Origin of the sequence: Vibrio sp., assembly GCF_038138445.1 — a bacterium.
Taxonomy (GTDB): domain Bacteria; phylum Pseudomonadota; class Gammaproteobacteria; order Enterobacterales; family Vibrionaceae; genus Vibrio.
This window is the reverse complement of the sequence record NZ_JAYQDQ010000037.1, coordinates 21994-38619: the sequence shown is the minus strand read 5'-3', so window position 1 is coordinate 38619 and position 16626 is coordinate 21994. Positions and strand designations below refer to the sequence as shown.

14 protein-coding genes are annotated in these 16626 nt (G+C 40.9%); 2 read left to right on the top strand and 12 right to left on the bottom strand.

Annotation, left to right across the window (positions count from 1 at the left end):
* Positions 1-63: 63 nt before the first annotated feature.
* The 7 genes from kwaB to AAFM34_RS11380 form a co-directional block, all read right to left on the bottom strand.
* Positions 64-1035 (bottom strand): anti-phage protein KwaB, encoded by a 972-nt coding sequence (gene kwaB, locus AAFM34_RS11410; protein WP_341662924.1) that lies wholly within the window; start codon positions 1033-1035, stop codon positions 64-66.
* Positions 1032-1619 (bottom strand): anti-phage protein KwaA, encoded by a 588-nt coding sequence (gene kwaA, locus AAFM34_RS11405; protein WP_341662922.1) that lies wholly within the window; start codon positions 1617-1619, stop codon positions 1032-1034. Before kwaA ends, kwaB begins: the two co-directional genes overlap by 4 nt.
* 383 nt (positions 1620-2002) lie before the next feature.
* Entirely contained in the window at positions 2003-2569 is a 567-nt protein-coding gene (locus tag AAFM34_RS11400) for a recombinase family protein (protein ID WP_334224490.1), read from the bottom strand.
* Between the two features lie 182 nt (positions 2570-2751).
* On the bottom strand, positions 2752-3288 hold the full coding sequence (locus tag AAFM34_RS11395) for a hypothetical protein (RefSeq protein ID WP_113599871.1): 537 nt from the start codon (positions 3286-3288) through the stop codon (positions 2752-2754).
* 3 nt (positions 3289-3291) lie between these two features.
* A complete protein-coding gene (locus AAFM34_RS11390; RefSeq protein ID WP_341662918.1) occupies positions 3292-5481 on the bottom strand; it encodes an integrase in 2190 nt (729 codons plus the stop codon).
* Between the two features lie 11 nt (positions 5482-5492).
* Positions 5493-7952: a hypothetical protein gene (locus tag AAFM34_RS11385; RefSeq protein WP_341662915.1), complete on the bottom strand. Its 2460-nt coding sequence runs from the start codon at positions 7950-7952 to the stop codon at positions 5493-5495.
* A 4-nt stretch (positions 7953-7956) separates the two neighbouring features.
* Positions 7957-9366 carry a site-specific integrase gene (locus tag AAFM34_RS11380; RefSeq protein WP_341662913.1) on the bottom strand — a complete coding sequence of 470 codons (1410 nt, stop codon included), beginning with the start codon at positions 9364-9366 and terminating at the stop codon, positions 7957-7959.
* Positions 9367-9713: 347 nt separating this feature from the next.
* On the opposite strand from AAFM34_RS11380, the gene trmA reads away from it, so the two are divergent.
* Positions 9714-10823 carry a tRNA (uridine(54)-C5)-methyltransferase TrmA gene (gene trmA, locus AAFM34_RS11375; RefSeq protein ID WP_341662911.1) on the top strand — a complete coding sequence of 370 codons (1110 nt, stop codon included), beginning with the start codon at positions 9714-9716 and terminating at the stop codon, positions 10821-10823.
* A 61-nt stretch (positions 10824-10884) separates the two neighbouring features.
* On the opposite strand, the gene AAFM34_RS11370 is transcribed toward trmA, so the two are convergent.
* Positions 10885-11265 (bottom strand): YijD family membrane protein, encoded by a 381-nt coding sequence (locus tag AAFM34_RS11370; RefSeq protein ID WP_341662909.1) that lies wholly within the window; start codon positions 11263-11265, stop codon positions 10885-10887.
* Positions 11265-11912, bottom strand: coding sequence for an HTH-type transcriptional repressor FabR (gene fabR, locus AAFM34_RS11365; RefSeq protein ID WP_341662906.1), 648 nt, complete (start codon positions 11910-11912; stop codon positions 11265-11267). The genes AAFM34_RS11370 and fabR overlap by 1 nt, the downstream gene beginning before the upstream one ends.
* A 281-nt stretch (positions 11913-12193) precedes the next feature.
* Between fabR and sthA the strand changes: the two genes are divergently transcribed.
* The gene (gene sthA, locus AAFM34_RS11360) at positions 12194-13594 is read left to right on the top strand and encodes a Si-specific NAD(P)(+) transhydrogenase (RefSeq protein ID WP_341662904.1); all 1401 of its coding nucleotides are present in this window, start codon (positions 12194-12196) and stop codon (positions 13592-13594) included.
* Between the two features lie 42 nt (positions 13595-13636).
* On the opposite strand, the gene dinF is transcribed toward sthA, so the two are convergent.
* The 3 genes from dinF to lexA all read right to left on the bottom strand — a co-directional run bounded on the left by dinF (position 13637) and on the right by lexA (position 16614).
* Positions 13637-14977 (bottom strand): MATE family efflux transporter DinF, encoded by a 1341-nt coding sequence (gene dinF, locus AAFM34_RS11355; protein WP_341662902.1) that lies wholly within the window; start codon positions 14975-14977, stop codon positions 13637-13639.
* A gap of 43 nt (positions 14978-15020) precedes the next feature.
* The gene (locus AAFM34_RS11350; protein WP_341662900.1) at positions 15021-15833 is read right to left on the bottom strand and encodes a class I SAM-dependent methyltransferase; all 813 of its coding nucleotides are present in this window, start codon (positions 15831-15833) and stop codon (positions 15021-15023) included.
* A gap of 163 nt (positions 15834-15996) precedes the next feature.
* Positions 15997-16614, bottom strand: a complete 618-nt coding sequence (lexA, locus tag AAFM34_RS11345; protein WP_341662898.1) for a transcriptional repressor LexA — start codon at positions 16612-16614, stop codon at positions 15997-15999.
* Positions 16615-16626: the final 12 nt, after the last annotated feature.

The window sequence follows — 16626 nt, the reverse complement described above, 5'->3', positions numbered from 1 at the left end:
TGATTAACATTGATTGTCTCTCAATTAAGTGTCCTGTTTCATTAGACCAGTACAATATGGTCACTATGCTGCATCGTCTTCACTATCAACACTATCTTTTGCAATACTGTCATAGTATTTCTTCGTCAATTCAGATTGTAAAAAGTCATCATTTAGCAACTTTAAAAACAAATTCTGAGATTTTTTTGTTTTAAGATTAAGCTGCGAGCCATCTCCACTGTATTTAAACTTTCCTCTTAATGCAGGATGAGTATTTGTAAAGCTGATTACTTGAGTATTTGGTATTACATTTAGTACGGGTGAGTTACTAGCAGACCTGACTAGTTTCCTTGCAAAGGATATCTCATCAAGACGTGCACTAAATACATCACAATTCATAACCAACCCTGCACCTTTTATATTCTCAACTCCTTGCTCAGCTATATTTCTTACTGCCTCATGGAAACCAAAAAACTTTTCCAGCGCCTTAATATCGAAGATGTAGTACTGACCATTGTATCTTATAAACTCAAATTTTGAGTTTATTTTTAAAATGTCAGTATCTAGCTTTTTAAACCTATTACCGCCCTTTGGTTTCATAAGGCTGAAACCACTATCTGGCTTCATTAGCGTCACAGGGTATTGATGTTTATATAAAGCAATTTGAGAATCCTCATTCCCAATAAGAATTAAAATTCCCTCAAGCTTAGATAGATCGTCGTCATCCAGCTTAAAACTTTCTATATTGTCATTCTCAATAATTTCTTTCAGATAAGTCAGACCTTGTGGAACCTCATATAAATCATAATGATAAACTGCATCTTTTCTATCATCTGCACTAGATAAATTAATAAGTGTCAAGTCATCGTTCAAAAGTAGTTTATCAGTTAAAGATTTTATAAAAAGTTTCTCTAGCTCAGAATGATCATCATCGTTTATATCTACAGACTTCACTCTCATTCCGCTGTTATCATCAAATAAGAAGAAAAACTCCGCAGAGCAACCTTCAGCGCTAATAGTGTAAGATACACTTTCTTTAAGTTCTTCAATCGTCATTTTATTTTCCTTGCAAAACTAACTTTATCATCTAAGTGAATCATTCTGATCTGATCTGATTCAGATAACCGTTCTTTAGTAATAACAACAATGTTTTCCTTAACTTCCGCTCTAGTTCTGACCTTAACCTTATATAATCTATAGCCAAGAACAGCTAGGGTTGGATTTGCATAGAACTTGTCAGTTTTTACGTAAATAATACCTATTACAATTAATAAAAATATCAAAGCAAAAACATACCTAGGGCTGGATAAATTAAAACAAATCAATGGAATTATGTAAGTTGTAAGGAAAGTCAAATGTTCGTAATTAAGATCTTCTATTTTTTCAATTTTTGATGGGAGCTTCTTGCTGCCAGATATGCGGTAATCGAATCTTATGTAAAAAAACACCCCAAACAACAAGAAAAATAGTGCTACCAAAGGGATTATATTTCTAGAAATTAACGAGCTAAAGCCAATGAAGGAGCAACCATCCCCGAAGCACATAGTGATATCGGCTGTAACAACAATGATTAGAAAGAAAAGTAGCCATAAAGAGAGGATATAAAGCTCAAATTTTTCCCATATTTCGCTAAATTTCATTAAAAGTTCCTTTACTCTCTAGTGCTCTAACTCTAGGTTTTTGGGCTGTATTGAGCACAGCGTAATGCAGTCTCTAACCGCCGATTGTTAGGTACTTTTACTCGCACCATACACTGTATTTTTCTTCGGTTCTTAGGTTGTAAAGCTCTGCGTTTGCACACTCACCAAACGCACTACCTTACCAGAAAAATAACAGAGGCTTTCTGCTTAACACACTATAGTAAACTATGTACATATTTAACCATTACCCGAATTAGGTCAACAAGTGACAACAGTATTGCGTCAAGATTGTAGTGTTAAGCCACTTTGGGGAAGAACTGATTTAGGACAACCTGACAGATTGCATTCAGACTAATTCATCTAATGTGGCTAAAAACATATCTTTACTCTTCCTCCAAAGATATGTTTTTCAGTGCTTTATCTAAAGTCGGTCTTGATACACCAAAATGTTTTGCTACTTCAGTTTTGGTGATTGAACCGCTAAGTAGCATACCAGCAGCTAATCTCATGTCTTTCCTAGACATACTTGGCTTTCTACCTACATTTTTCCCACGCCTTTTGGCTGCGGCTAAGCCCGCCTTGGTTCTTTCGCTAATCAGAGAGCGTTCAAATTGCGCGATAGCACCGAAAATGTGAAAGATCAGTTCTCCCGCAGGGCTTGAAGTATCAATTGCTTCCGCAATTGATACAAACCCAATGTTTCGCTCTTTTAACCCGTTAACTGTTTCGATAAGGTGAGGTAGGCTACGTCCCAGTCGATCTAAGCGCCATACAACGAAGACATCTCCTTCACGTAGGTTGTCGAGTGCTTTTTCAAGCTCAGGGCGGTTAACAGTTTTTCCAGACGCTTTTTCAGTGTATATCTTGTCACACCCCGTTTCATTTAGAGCGTCGAGTTGTAGGTGAAGCTCTTGATCATCTGTTGAGACACGGGCATAGCCAATTTTCATAGTATGTTGATTCCTAAACGGTATAAAACAAAGCAATAGTTACTTTACATCATTTTATTTACATATTGTTTTACACTATCGTCAAGGTTTATCTGTTTATTTTGAGTGTTATATGGAGTGTAAATAAATTGACCAGTTTGTTTACACTCTCTACCGTGAGTTAGATCGCTACGCTAACAATACTAATTCAATTTCTCACGCTTTTTGAAGGCTAAAATATTGTCTTGAGATCCCATGTCTTGCACATCAATAATTACTTCAACATGCTTGTTTTCTTCAGGTATGTCATTCCACATGGCAACATTCATTTGATGCATTCTTGCGGCTTGAGACTTTAAAAGTTCTTTGTAATGAGCAAGTCTTCCATCTTTCTGCTCTAACTCTGCTTTGAGTTTTTTTACTTCCTCTTTAGCTTTTTCTAAATCCTCTCTAGCTTTGATATAAATCGGGTGAGCACGCACAACTTCACCTGACACATCGCTCGATCCATGAATACGCTCTGCTTCTGCGCCTTCAATCATTTTTTTTGTTTCGGGATAACGCTTTGCTGCACCATTAGATAGCCCAGCCTCTTTTTCAACATTAGCAACAACAATCTTGAGTTTGTTGGCACTTAGTTTTCGCTTCAACTCCCTGTGGGTCGGCTGTTTGTCAATAAGACGCTTCAGAGCTTCTCTCAACAGCTTTTCTGTTGAGCTTAATTCCGTTCTATCTGTCATGTCTTACGCCACCATTATCGTGTTTATAACTAAACTCCGCACATCTTCTGCAAACTCATACTTATCATGGTTGAATCCCAAATCATCCATGATCGCCTCTGCCGCTTTTACCTGCATAAAGTATTTAGTTGCGGCACTGGAGTTCAATTCACCGCATTCTTTTAGAAACTCAATATTTCTCATCGCATCCATGCGAGAAGATTCGGCATAAACAGCGTTTTCAATAAAATCGTATTCGCAGTCCACACACTCACTTAAATCAATATTGATGCGCATTGAACATTGAGTGTTGGTGCAATACATACTAGGAGCAACGGCATGTAAGTGCGCCTTACCGTTAGTTAACTGATCAATCCAATAATCAATTGATAACTTGCGTTTGTTTACCCCATTTTCAAAATAGCTTTCACCTTCACGACTGATTTCAGCAACCATTGCTTGACCTTTGCCACCTGCAATCCGTTCACCGTTCGCCATTTTTTGATATATGCGAGCAAAAATTTCAGCCTTTTGAGTGATCCGCTCTTTGCTAATTTCACTGTAAAGCTGTTCAAATGAATGGGCATTACGGGCATACCATCTCGTCATCGCCATCGACAAATGTGACAACTGTTGCTTCAAAGCAGGGAAAGAACATAGCTCATAACCAATTAGGTAATAAGCAAGTGAGCGTCTTGTCTGATGTGTCGTAAAGTGAAACTTATCTCCCAGTTTAAAGGACTTCTGGGCTGGGTCTGAGGCTTGTAAATAGCCCATATCTTCAACCGTCAGAATAAAATCAAATTTGTCTTTATTAAAATTATTTTTGATTGATTTACCTAGCGCCTCCTTTTTTACAGGCTTGAAATATTGATTGTTAGCCAAATTTGCGAACATTCGATGTCTGTCCTTTTCTGCAAACCTGTTTCGATAAGGCGTATGAATGGAATTTAACACATGAAATGCTTTCCAACCCATTTCGGTGGTAACAAAGGTGTCGTTTTTGGTTTGGCTGTTTAGTGTAATTTTTGATTGGCGTGTACTTAAAAAGTAAATAGTTTCATTACCAGTATCGGACTCACAGCCATTTTTATCGAACATCATTTTTTGCGTCCCGTAGACAGGGCTAATTTTGTACAACTCGTCTACACGCATCCCTGATAGCGCTAAACATAACCACGAGGCTTTTGCGCTCAAACCGACCAAATACCTTTTAAAATCACTCCACCCATAACAAGTGTCACCAATCCATACTTTGAAGTTCTTAATTACACTTTGACGTGGCTCAATAAAGGTTTCAAGCGAGATGAATATTTTCATCCATCGTGGATCTTCACCTTTATCAGCCAAGGCAACCCCTTCATTGTCGAGCGCTTGGGTAAATCGTTCCCATGTTTTTCGATAACTCTTAATCGGTGAATAACTACATCCATTTCTTATTTTCAAAGTTCTATTTATTACTTCATTATCATAATAGGAAATCATCTTCTCAACCGCTTGTTCGATTTCATCTCTCAATCCATAGGCGTTTACGACATCTTTGCTGTACTCTGTCAATGCCGAAAAATAGATCCTAGGAGGGATCACTAATTTACCTTCCGACACCTCAGGTCTTGTGTTAAACATCTTATGAGTCAGATGCGAAAAGTTAACCTTGAAGGGCAGTAAGCCTTTTAAAGCGGGAAAAGAGTTTAACCCTCTAAATGGGTGGCTTTTAGATATTTCAAAACATCCTTCATCAACCAAAATTTCAAGGTGCTCTAGATTTAACTCTTCAAATGAAGTGATGCCACGCTTAATAAGTTGAGCAATATCATTCCGAAGAACGTTTACTTTATTTTTGATGGAATCCAGCTCTATGTGCTTAGCTGAAAACCACATATAAGCTAATGCCGCGCATTTCATTTGATTAACCAAGTGACGCTCATTTTGACGAAGAGCAATGACATTCTCACCTTGTTCTAGCTCAATATTAAAATACAGGTTCGCTATGCCTTTTGCTTTACAAGCAGACTCTCTAAACGCCCATAGATCTTCCTCAAACAAGATAGTCTTTTTCTCATCTTGATAGACAACCATCTTGTCTAATTCTTCCCAGTTACCTCGCAGTAGTGCAGGGAGAAGTACCTGCTGCAAATAATCTTCTTGATCGCCAATGGAGCGCATAGCACCTAATGTTAAGTCTAGATTTTGTGGGTTTTCAAAAGTCAACATAGGTATGCTCCTTATAGAAACTGAGTAACGGAAGATAACGAGTGAAAAAGCGGATAACGTCCTTTTTCTTCAAGTAAATCTTCAGCTTTCTCAATAGTTTCAAAAGGAAGGTCATCAAGATGTTCTTGAAAGCGTTCTATCTTTGACTGGATAACCGAAGCGCGTTCTGGGTATCGATCAATCGCCTCACTAAACACATCGAGAAAGCTCAGTAATTTATAAATTGCGTAAGGGTCATCAACGAGTTTGGCGCTTTTACAAAAAGGGCAAAGATCGTATTGATAGCAGGTGATATCGTCCCCCTCTTTAATAATTCCCATTTCCTCTGCAAATTTACGCGCTGCATAATGCCAATCTTTCTCTGAATTCAAATCAATTTTACCGTCACAACTAATGCCGTTTGGGTTCGTTGGTTGATTGCGTTTTTTCCAAACCTCGTACTCTAATACGGGAATTTTTAGCTCTGCCTTGACCGATTCTATGGCTTCATTGCGTGTCTCGCCTTCTGCTATGCGAGATAGCGCCATTAGTCCTTGCGAGACTTGCTTATTGTTTTGCACAGGGTGCCCGTTACGGTATTTTTTATCAGCCGTGTCAATGCTGTGCTGCAAAATCTTTTGGGCGGTCATTCCACGCTCTTCTGGTTTGTATTCTAAATCAGAGTGAGTAACACGAATTCGTCGAGAGTTAATGTTTAGAAAGTAATCACCATAACCAATACCGCAATAACTTAACATGCACGCGCTAATAGGAACCTCACCTTCCTGCCACTGATAAGTCATTGACTTTGTACCTAAAGGCAGTAAGAAAGGAGGGTTGGTTGCATTAGAGCGTCTACCTATACCACCAAGACTACGTTCCTTTGGTAACGGGTTTCTAGTTGCTGCATGACATTCAACTAATTGAAGAAAAGGTAGGTGTTTGGCTGTAACAGTAAATTCGCCTTCCGAGCCATCGACATATTTAAAGGAAACAGTGATCTCTCCATTAGCATCTTTCTCAGCATAGTGCAGTGGTATCAGTGCGTTTCGAAGTGAAACATCAGTCATACATGAGAAAGCTGCGTAAGCTATAGGGGTTGATCTTTTTGTTGCAGTTCTTTTATTAAGATAGATGACCTGTTTATTCATTGTCCTTGCGCCATCTTCTCTCTGGATCCAATTGAAGATGGGCATATTTTGATTCTCAACAATGTCGGTGTAGGTTTTTATCAAATGCTCGGTTAATTCACCTCTTCGGCTAGAAAGCAAATTTAAGTTCTGCGATAGCTTCAATAAAGCATGACTCACATTGACCTTGTCTTTTTCTCCTTCTTTATCAAGAAAATATATCAATGTATCAAAAGGATCATTGCTATAGGATTTAGAGAGGAGTTCGAGAGTTTGAATAAAAGTGATTCCGTCTATTTTTCCAACAGCGTCGCGCTTATTGATTTCGGCAACAATAAATCCTGCCTCTTTTTCAATAGCTTCGGGATGCAAGTTTTCATCTGAACCTGCAAACAACGCTTTTACGTCTTTTGAAGCGCGACTTTTGTAAGCACGAACTTGAACAGTTTTCGATGTGCGACCTTCTACCTTCGATGTAATCACTTTAATGGGATGGCGAACATCTTTTATTACTGTGTCGTTAAATGCAGTGTAGTAGGCAAATAGGGTGTAAGCTGCCGCCATGCATTGATTAAACGGACTCACAGAGCCGTCCTTGCCCCTCAGTGTAATTGTGATGTCCCGACCATTATTTCTATCAACTACAATGCCTTCTAAGCATTGAGGCGGAGGGGCTTCGGGATTTTCCTCTTTAAACGCAATAAGTTGAGTTGCTAGAGAGAAAAAGAATAGTTGAGTTCGTTTAACTAATGCATACCATTCACTTGATGTATACGGCTGTGTTGATGATTCACTATTCTTTATTGAGAAGGGTTTAAGCGTGGCTTGCCAATCTGACACATCAAAATCAAGCGCTGTAAGTAGTATGTCGAGTAAATTCTTCAGGGTAAAAGCCGTGCTCTCCAACAAGCCAGCCTCTTCACCGTCATGATACTGAAAATGATATCTTTTCGGCTCATTAGCCGCGTTAACTAAACGCCACAATTGACCTGAGTTACCAACGTAAGAAAGGTATCCCCCCTGAGAAAAAGGATCGAGCTTATTAAAGTCACAAAAAGAAATATACTGCTTCAAACTATCTAATTTAGTTCTTATAGAGGCTCCACTACTTTGATTTTTTCTCTCTTGATTAACCCACGCCTTTAGCTTTTGCATCCTATTTAATCGAGACGGTTTTACTAATGGTTTTTGAGGGTCACACTGCTCATGGCACCAATCAAGAAGGTTATATTTGATACTGTATGCCATCCCTCGTTGATGCAATTCAAAGCTCAAGTCTAATGAAGTGACATTATCCTTAGTCTTTAGTTGTGTGATTGGTTTATGTTGATTTCTGGAAACAGATAAGCGACTTTTTGCCATGTGATCATCTCAACGTTTGTTGTGCGAATTGATTTTTACGCTGAGCGAATTCCGACCAGGTTTTATCGTCATTCATGTAGCTAATATATTTTTGGGTAGTAGCGGTACTTTCATGCCCCATTAAATCAGCCAACTCCGACATCAGTGCTTCAAAGGGCTTGCGTGTTTGAATGTGTTTGTTGTACAGCCAGTCAGTTGCGAAAGTGGCACGTAAATCATGAGTGGCAAAATAAATATCAAATCCGCTAATAATCAAATCATTGCGTACCGCTTCCACATACTTTTGAATTGTATTTGGGGCGTAGATACTGCCATTCGATTGAACGAATAGATGGTTATGGCGTAATAATCCGCTTTCAATTGCATCCTTCCGTACCTTGCTTAGCTTGTACTCGTACAAAAGATCCATAACATAGTCTGGGATTTCAATCGTTCTATCTTTTCTGTATTTGGTTAGGCAGCCGTTAATACGCTCACCAATTGGCACTTTAACCACTTTAGCTTTTGGTTTATCTACGACAGAAGCAGGAAAGGTTATCAGTTCCTCCAATCTCAACCCAACCTCCGTTTTTAAGTACAGCATAAGGGCTTTAGTGTCAGATGAATTTTTAACATCGAGATATCGGTAAAGTGCTTGTTTTTCATCTTCACGGAGTGGACGAAGCTCTCGGATATCAGCACCTTGAGGCTTCTGTATATTTTTGAATGGTTTAGTGAGACCTGTTGTATACACGATAATATCTTTACCGTGATAGCCATTAAGATGTGAGAGCATGTCATGTTGCGCTCTCTTATTTTTGTTCCGTATACGAACTTTCTTTGCCGAAAACTCAAATGGGCGGAAGGTCTTGCTGATTGGAACGATCCGTTGGCGGTGAAGGTAGGTGTAGTAAGCGACAACTTTTAGCACATAGCTCGACGCAGTACTGGGAGAGCCTCCGATTTTTCCGTTTTCATCTTTGATATAAAGATTCTCTAATAGATAATCACGATATCTAACGACTGGACTTTCTTCTATCTTCTCGGTGCAGTCATATATTGTTAAGGAGCGCTTCTCTTCAACCAACACACCTGTTCTTGGGTCAATATGTTCAGGGATTTCTAAGCTCATCCAACGATAGAAGCTTAATAACGCGACTGCATGGGATTCGATTGTCTTAACGGAGGATATATCAGGATTTGACAATAAAGAGTGGAGGTATAAGTTCACTGGCACCACATTCATGCCATCAGGGTCAATTAAAATCGGAAGTGCATGAATAAATGATTTTGAATTGCCTTTTACTTCATGGATGATCTCGCCACTGACAGGGTCTGGCCTGCTTATATATGAAGGATATTTATCCGTATTGACCCACATAAGGCAGTAATCAACACCGAAATCATCTGGAAACGAACCATTCTGTTCAATCACATTGCTACCACAACTAGCTCACGTTATGGTTTTAGCCTAGTCTAACAGAATCCTTATGTCTAATTTTTTATACCACTAACTCTCTAACTTGTTACTCTAACAAAATTCCCAACCTTAGTTCTGGATTTACACCAGATTCCCTTTTCAGCCATCTATACATCTAAATGGCACCAGCTTGATGACGATGTTATTAAGCAATCGGTAGTTTGTCCACTTTAATATCGCTAATTTGGCTTTTATATTCTGGCTATGCCTAGAATGGGGCTGGACATAGCGCTGAGATTGAATAAAATCTGCGCTCCTAAATGAAATACAACCTCAACGGGCAACAACCTAAGGTAAAGAGCATGGCGAATCTTGACGTAAATCCACAAGACTACCAAGAACAATTGAACGAAAAAAAAGCGCGTCTTAAGCAAATGTTCGCTTGTTACCAAATGCCAAAGCTTGAGGTGTTTGAATCTGAAAGCCAACATTATCGCATGCGCGCTGAGTTTCGTGTTTGGCATGAGGGTGATGATCTGTACTACATCATGTTCAATCAGGAAACGCGGGAAAAATATCGCGTTGATCAGTTTCCAGCCGCCAGTGGTTTGATCAATGAGGTGATGCCGCTTTTGATGGATGAGATGAAAAACAATGATTCACTTCGTCGTAAACTCTTCCAAGTCGACTTCCTCTCAACGCTCAGTGGTGAGATTCTTATCTCCCTTTTATATCATCGCCAATTGGATGAAAAGTGGATTGAAAACGCCAAAGCACTCAAGCAGCGCCTAATCGATAAAGACTATAAGCTCAATATCATTGGGCGAGCGCGAAAAATGAAAATTGTACTCGATCGTGATTATGTGATTGAGAAGCTGAACGTAAATGGGCAGCCATACCTATACCAGCAAGTAGAAAACAGTTTTACTCAACCAAACGGAAAAGTCGCCGAGAAAATGCTGGAATGGGCAATAGACTGTACGCGTGATAGTCAAGGCGATTTACTAGAGCTCTATTGTGGCAATGGTAACTTTTCTCTCGCACTGGCACAAAACTTTAGACGTGTACTGGCAACTGAGCTTGCCAAACCTTCGGTTGAGTCTGCCCAATATAATATTGCGGCTAATAAGATTGATAACGTGCAGATATTACGCCTTTCGGCAGAGGAATTTACCCAAGCCATCGAAGGGAAACGAGAGTTTCGCCGTCTCAAAGATGCTGGCGTGGATTTAAAAAGCTACGATTGCAATACAATTTTTGTCGATCCGCCAAGAGCTGGCATGGATCTCGATACCTGTAAAATGGTGCAAGGATACCAACGTATTGTTTATATTTCCTGTAACCCAGAAACACTCAAAGATAATTTAGATGTTTTGTGTCAGACACACAAAGTTACGCGTTTTGCGCTGTTTGATCAGTTCCCATACACCCACCATATGGAAGCGGGAGTCATGCTGGAACGCAAAGTTTAGTGCAGATTTATCATCGCAAATAAAAAACGAGCGATTAAGCTCGTTTTTTTGTTTTACAACATTATTCAGTCCGGGTGGAACGGTCCATAAAGCCCAGCTTTTTACCTATCCACACTAGCAGAAGCAATGAGACAACGATGGCAAAAAAGTTAGAACCCGCATCTGGATACTGGGCTTTGACGAACGCCGAATGGCCAAAAGCTCCGACAAAAAAGCAAGCTAATCCGACGAGCGGAATATCCTCAGAAACAGGATTACGGAGATATTCTTGATAAAGAGCCTGCACAGATAAAACCAGCGCAATCAGAGGGAAAATAGAGAAAGAGACTTCGCTCATTGTTACCCAGGACAACAAGGCATCACCACACATACCTGCAATAAGCGCCAATACTAAGGTTTTTTTCTCTGAGCCAGTATCAACTTGGTTTACTTCATTCGACATTAATCTGTTCCACCTTTTAATCGGTTACGGTTACGTTCACGTTCTTTTCGGTACCACAAAGCGCCTTTGGCAATCATGCGCAATTGCGTAATCAATCGCTCAGCCAACTCATCACGTTCATGACTGGCTAAATCTAGTGCTTCTGCACCTGAGCTAAATACCAAAGTGACTGAGGCTTCCGCTTGAGTGTATGCTTCATCACGAGACATTCGAGTGCTAATAAGGTACTCGGTCAGCTCGGCAACAAAATGTTGAATTTCTCTCGCTACAGCCGCTCGAAATTCAAACGATGTTCCTGAGCGTTCCCGCAATAAAAGTCGGAAAACATTAGGGTGATTATCAATAAACTCCATGAAGGTCTCAACGGAAGTTCGTATCACGCTGCCCTCTTTCACTATCCTTTGCCTAGCTTGGCGCATCAGTTGACGAAGTAATAAGCCTCCCTCATCAACCATAGTTAAGCCAAGCTCATCCATATCTTTAAAATGGCGATAAAAAGAGGTAGGAGCAATCCCAGCTTCTCGGGTAACTTCTCTTAAGCTTAAGTTAGAAAAGCTTCGCTCAGCGCTAAGCTGGCTAAACGCTGCATCAATGACTGAACGGCGCGTTTTTTCTTTTTGCTGTGCTCGGATTCCCATGCTTGCCATCTACTTATTATTGATTCATTTGCTCCTTAGCAAATATACAATGATTAGAGCAAAGACATAAGACAAAATCACTACCTTTGATAACCGGATGGTAATTAAACCCAATTCGCCCAACTTTTCAATCATTTAACATAAATTTAGCGACATGCTTATAGACAAATATCAAAACAGCCCTATTCTTCCCACTCACTTACTTAAAGGCTTCAATACGTGTGCATTATCGAGAAATCAGTTAAAATCTCGATAAAGCAATGTAAAAATAGTATAACCAAGGAAAAGTTATGGCGGAAAGTAACCACTTTGACGTAATTGTTATCGGCAGTGGTCCTGGAGGAGAAGGGGCTGCAATGGGGCTCACCAAAGCGGGACTCAATGTCGCCATCGTTGAGAAGGAAAGCAGCGTGGGAGGCGGATGTACCCATTGGGGCACCATTCCCTCAAAATCGCTTCGTCATGCCGTCAGCCGTATCATTGAATTTAACGATAACCCTCTTTTTTGCCATAACAACACCAGTCTCCATTCCACCTTTTCCAATATCTTAGGCCATGCCAAAACCGTAATTGATAAACAAACACGTCTAAGGCAAGGGTTTTATGACCGTAACCAGTGCTCCTTAATTTTTGGTACCGCACGATTTACCGACAAGTACACCATTGCTGTCGCACAAGCTGACGGTACAGAAGAGCAGTACAGCGCTGACCGCTTTATTATCGCGACAGGATCTCGCCCATACCAGCCTAAAGACGTCGACTTTACGCATGAGCGCATTTATGACAGCGACTCTATCCTGAGCTTAAGTCACGACCCTCGCCATATCATCATTTATGGCGCTGGCGTTATTGGTTGTGAATACGCCTCTATCTTTAGAGGGCTTGGCGTTAAAACTGACCTTATCAATACCCGTGACCGCTTACTGTCTTTTCTTGATAACGAGGTATCGGATGCCCTGTCCTATCACTTTTGGAATAGCGGTGTGGTGATTCGCAATGATGAAACCTACGAAAAAATCGAAGGCACTGACCAAGGCGTCATTATCCATTTAGAATCAGGCAAGAAAATGCGTGCAGACTGCTTATTGTTTGCCAACGGAAGAACCGGTAATACCGACAAACTCAATCTATCCGCTGTGGGTCTAAGTGCCGATTCTAGGGGACAGCTGAGTGTAGATAGCAACTATCAAACCGATGTTGACCATATCTATGCTGTCGGTGATGTGATCGGATATCCTAGCCTTGCAAGTGCTGCCTATGATCAAGGCAGATTCGTGGCGCAAGCAATAGAAAAAGGTCAAGCAGACAGTCACCTTATTGAAGATATACCAACCGGTATATATACCATCCCAGAAATCAGTTCGGTTGGTAAAACAGAGCAAGAGCTCACTGCAGCTAAGATTCCATACGAAGTAGGACGCACGTCATTTAAGCACCTTGCTCGAGCCCAAATTGCAGGGAAAGACGTTGGCAGCTTAAAAATTCTCTTCCACCGTGAAACTAAAGAAATCTTAGGCATTCATTGCTTTGGTGAGCGCGCAGCAGAAATCATCCACATCGGCCAAGCCATAATGGAACAAAAAGGCGAAGCAAACACTATCGAATATTTCGTCAATACTACCTTCAACTATCCAACTATGGCAGAGGCCTATCGGGTTGCCGCTTTGAATGGTCTTAATCGTTTATTTTAAGTAGTAACTCTGCGCAGCCACTTCTGATGGAGTGGCTGTCACTCAAACAACAAAAAAGCGTTCTTCACGCCATTGACGATAAAAAATCACACCCAAACTCATGCCCCGCATTGCCATAAAGCCCAACATGGCTAACCACAAAGCATGATTGCCCATATCAGAAAACCCAAAGAACAGACCAAAAAAGACACACATAGCCCCAAACATACTATTGCGCATTTCTTGACCCTTTGTTGCGCCGATAAAAATACCATCAAATAAAAAGCACCACATGGATACAAGTGGCATAGCCACCAGCCATGGAAGGTAAATATTAGCGGTATCTGCTACTCTGGAAATATCTGTGATTAGACCCACTAACGAAGAACCAGCAAGGCTAAACACCAGAGTTAAGCCTGTGCAAATCACCAAACCCCAGAAAAAGGTGCCAATTAAAGAGCGGCTCAATTGCTGTTTATCTTGGGCACCAAAGGCTTTACCCACTAAGGCTTCCATTGCATAAGCAAAACCGTCCATACCATAAGAAATAATCATCAAAAAGCTCATCAACACCGCATTTGCGGCGACCACATCGTCTCCAAAACTTGCGCCCTGGAAAGTCATAAAAGTGAAGGTCGCTTGTAAACACAAAGAGCGCAGAAAAATATCACGATTTAACTTGATAAACCGACTCAGTCCATGGGAAGTGTCTTTCACTAAGGTAAGCAGCTTTGGCAGGTGTTTTTTTTGCCAAGTTTTATAGACACAGCAAAGGCCAAAAATCATACCGCTATAGTCAGCAATGACCGAAGCTAAAGCGGCTCCCTCTACTTTCCAACCCAAGCCCACAACAAAAAGAATATCCAAAGCAATATTTGTTGAGTTAACAATGATAACCATCCACATAGGGGCTTTTGAGTTTTGTGTCCCTAGTAACCAGCCCAAGAGAACGTAGTTGACTAGAGCTGCTGGAGCGCTCCACACACGAACAGAGAAATACTGCTGGCCATAGTGTTTCACTTGCTCACTAGCGCTACTGACTGAAAATACAAAATCAGCAATAAATGAATGAAGAGCAATAAAAGCCAATGCAAAACCCAATGCCATAAAAAGGCCTTGAGTAAAAACTATTGCAAGCTGCTTACCGCTATCCGCACCATAGGATTGAGCTGCAAGCCCAGTCGTAGACATGCGTAAAAAGCCAAGCAGCCAAAATGACACACTGATCATTGTGCTGCCGAGAGCAACCCCACCTAAATACCAGGCGTGCTCTAAGTGGCCAATAACCGCTGCATCAACTAAACCAAGAAGAGGAACTGTGATATTGGAAAGCACCATAGGAATGGCAAGTAACAACACTTGCTTATGTAGCGCTTTATCACAAAGAAATCGTAATATGTTCAAATTATCCACCATCTGGTATTAGAGAGTGGAAATTGTAACCGGATTACCAGCGAAGCTGAATCACTACTGGTGTCAACCTGTGCTTAAGAGAGCTAAATTTTGTCAGCCAGCGCTGCCAAAACTTCCAACGACCACAGCGTCTATCGAGAGGAGAAAAAGTTCTGACCCAGCGAGACCATGGAAGGTAGTTAAGTACCGCATCTCCCGGCGATGCATACCCATGGCTGTATGCCCCTGAGCCCATTTTCTTCCCTAACCGACTTGATGCTCGGTCTCCTGATAGCACTATACACGCCATCGCGGAATCAAAATGACGCCCTAAGGCTTGGATAAACTTACCCACTTGCGGTTCACTGCAATCAAGTAAAGCTTGTTCACAGACAATTAAAACCGGCGTCTGCTCTGAAATTGGAAGCTGCTCAAGCCAAGATAGCTCATCAACATGACCACATATATGTTGGTAGCGCTCACTTTTATGAAACAACTTTTGACGCCACAACAAGTTCTCTGTCACATCCAACTCTAGCCAGTGACAACGCCCGTTATCTACACGATAAAAACGGGTGTCTAAACCAGCACCAACATTAATAATCCAGCCATCTGGGTGCTGGGAAAGAAAATGATTAACTCGTTCATCACAAATCTGAGTCAAAGTGGCGTGAAGGAGCTGTTTTTGATCAATATCTCCAGCTAGGCATTCAGGTGCGAGCTGACAACGCTGGCAAGCAGTGGCAGCAATCGGATCATATACTAAACCATCATCAACCAAGCTTTCTCTGCTGCGAAGCCATAGAGGCTGAAGCAAATTAACAGGAACTTGGTAACGATTTCCTGAAGACTTCTGTCTAGCAACCATGATCATCTTCCTTCCACTATTAGGAGTTAGATGATAATGAATATCAATCAAAAACTCAAGTTATTGAGAATAATTCTCAGTTGAAATGGTAAAAACTATGAGCTGTGTATCTGAACATTTGTGATGTCCATGCGCCAAACAATAGAAACTAACACATCAAAATCTACATCCAATCAGTATTACGAATAATACCAACAGCTAACCCTTCGATAGTTAAATGCTGACACGTGAGATCAACCTTAATTGGAGCAAACTCTTCGTTTTCTGCATGCAATAGGACAGTTGAACCCTTACGCTCAAGCCTCTTAACCGTTACATCATCATCGACACGAGCGACTATCACCTGGCCATCATGCACATCTTGTGTCTTATGGACAGCTAACAAGTCACCATCCATAATCCCAATATCTTTCATGCTTTCACCATTAACTCGTAATAAAAAGTCAGCTTGGGGCTTAAACATAGAGGGATCCAGTTGGTAGTGAGTTTCAACATGCTCCTGAGCCAGAATGGGTTCTCCAGCTGCCACCTGACCAATGAGCGGTAGTCCAGCATCATTGGCGGCGTCTTCTAACAAGATACGAATACCGCGAGACGCTCCTGGAATAATTTCAATAGCTTGCTTACGCGCTAGCGCTTTAAGGTGCTCTTCTGCTGCATTGGCAGAGCGAAAACCAAGCTCTCGCGCAATTTCCGCTCTTGTTGGAGGCATCCCTGTATCTTCAATTTTGCTTTTGATCAGATCATATACTTGTTGCTGGCGTGGTGTTAGTGGCTTCATGACTCACCTGTC

Excerpts from the sequence above, each read along its gene's own strand:
- kwaB (WP_341662924.1), bottom strand. The coding sequence starts at position 1,035 with ATGACGATTGAAGAACTTAAAGAAAGTGTATCTTACACTATTAGCGCT.
- kwaA (WP_341662922.1), bottom strand. The coding sequence starts at position 1,619 with ATGAAATTTAGCGAAATATGGGAAAAATTTGAGCTTTATATCCTCTCT.
- AAFM34_RS11400 (WP_334224490.1), bottom strand. The coding sequence starts at position 2,569 with ATGAAAATTGGCTATGCCCGTGTCTCAACAGATGATCAAGAGCTTCAC.
- AAFM34_RS11395 (WP_113599871.1), bottom strand. The coding sequence starts at position 3,288 with ATGACAGATAGAACGGAATTAAGCTCAACAGAAAAGCTGTTGAGAGAA.
- AAFM34_RS11390 (WP_341662918.1), bottom strand. The coding sequence starts at position 5,481 with ATGTTGACTTTTGAAAACCCACAAAATCTAGACTTAACATTAGGTGCT.
- AAFM34_RS11385 (WP_341662915.1), bottom strand. The coding sequence starts at position 7,952 with ATGGCAAAAAGTCGCTTATCTGTTTCCAGAAATCAACATAAACCAATC.
- trmA (WP_341662911.1), top strand. The coding sequence starts at position 9,714 with ATGGCGAATCTTGACGTAAATCCACAAGACTACCAAGAACAATTGAAC.
- AAFM34_RS11370 (WP_341662909.1), bottom strand. The coding sequence starts at position 11,265 with ATGTCGAATGAAGTAAACCAAGTTGATACTGGCTCAGAGAAAAAAACC.
- fabR (WP_341662906.1), bottom strand. The coding sequence starts at position 11,912 with ATGGCAAGCATGGGAATCCGAGCACAGCAAAAAGAAAAAACGCGCCGT.
- sthA (WP_341662904.1), top strand. The coding sequence starts at position 12,194 with ATGGCGGAAAGTAACCACTTTGACGTAATTGTTATCGGCAGTGGTCCT.
- AAFM34_RS11350 (WP_341662900.1), bottom strand. The coding sequence starts at position 15,833 with ATGGTTGCTAGACAGAAGTCTTCAGGAAATCGTTACCAAGTTCCTGTT.
- lexA (WP_341662898.1), bottom strand. The coding sequence starts at position 16,614 with ATGAAGCCACTAACACCACGCCAGCAACAAGTATATGATCTGATCAAA.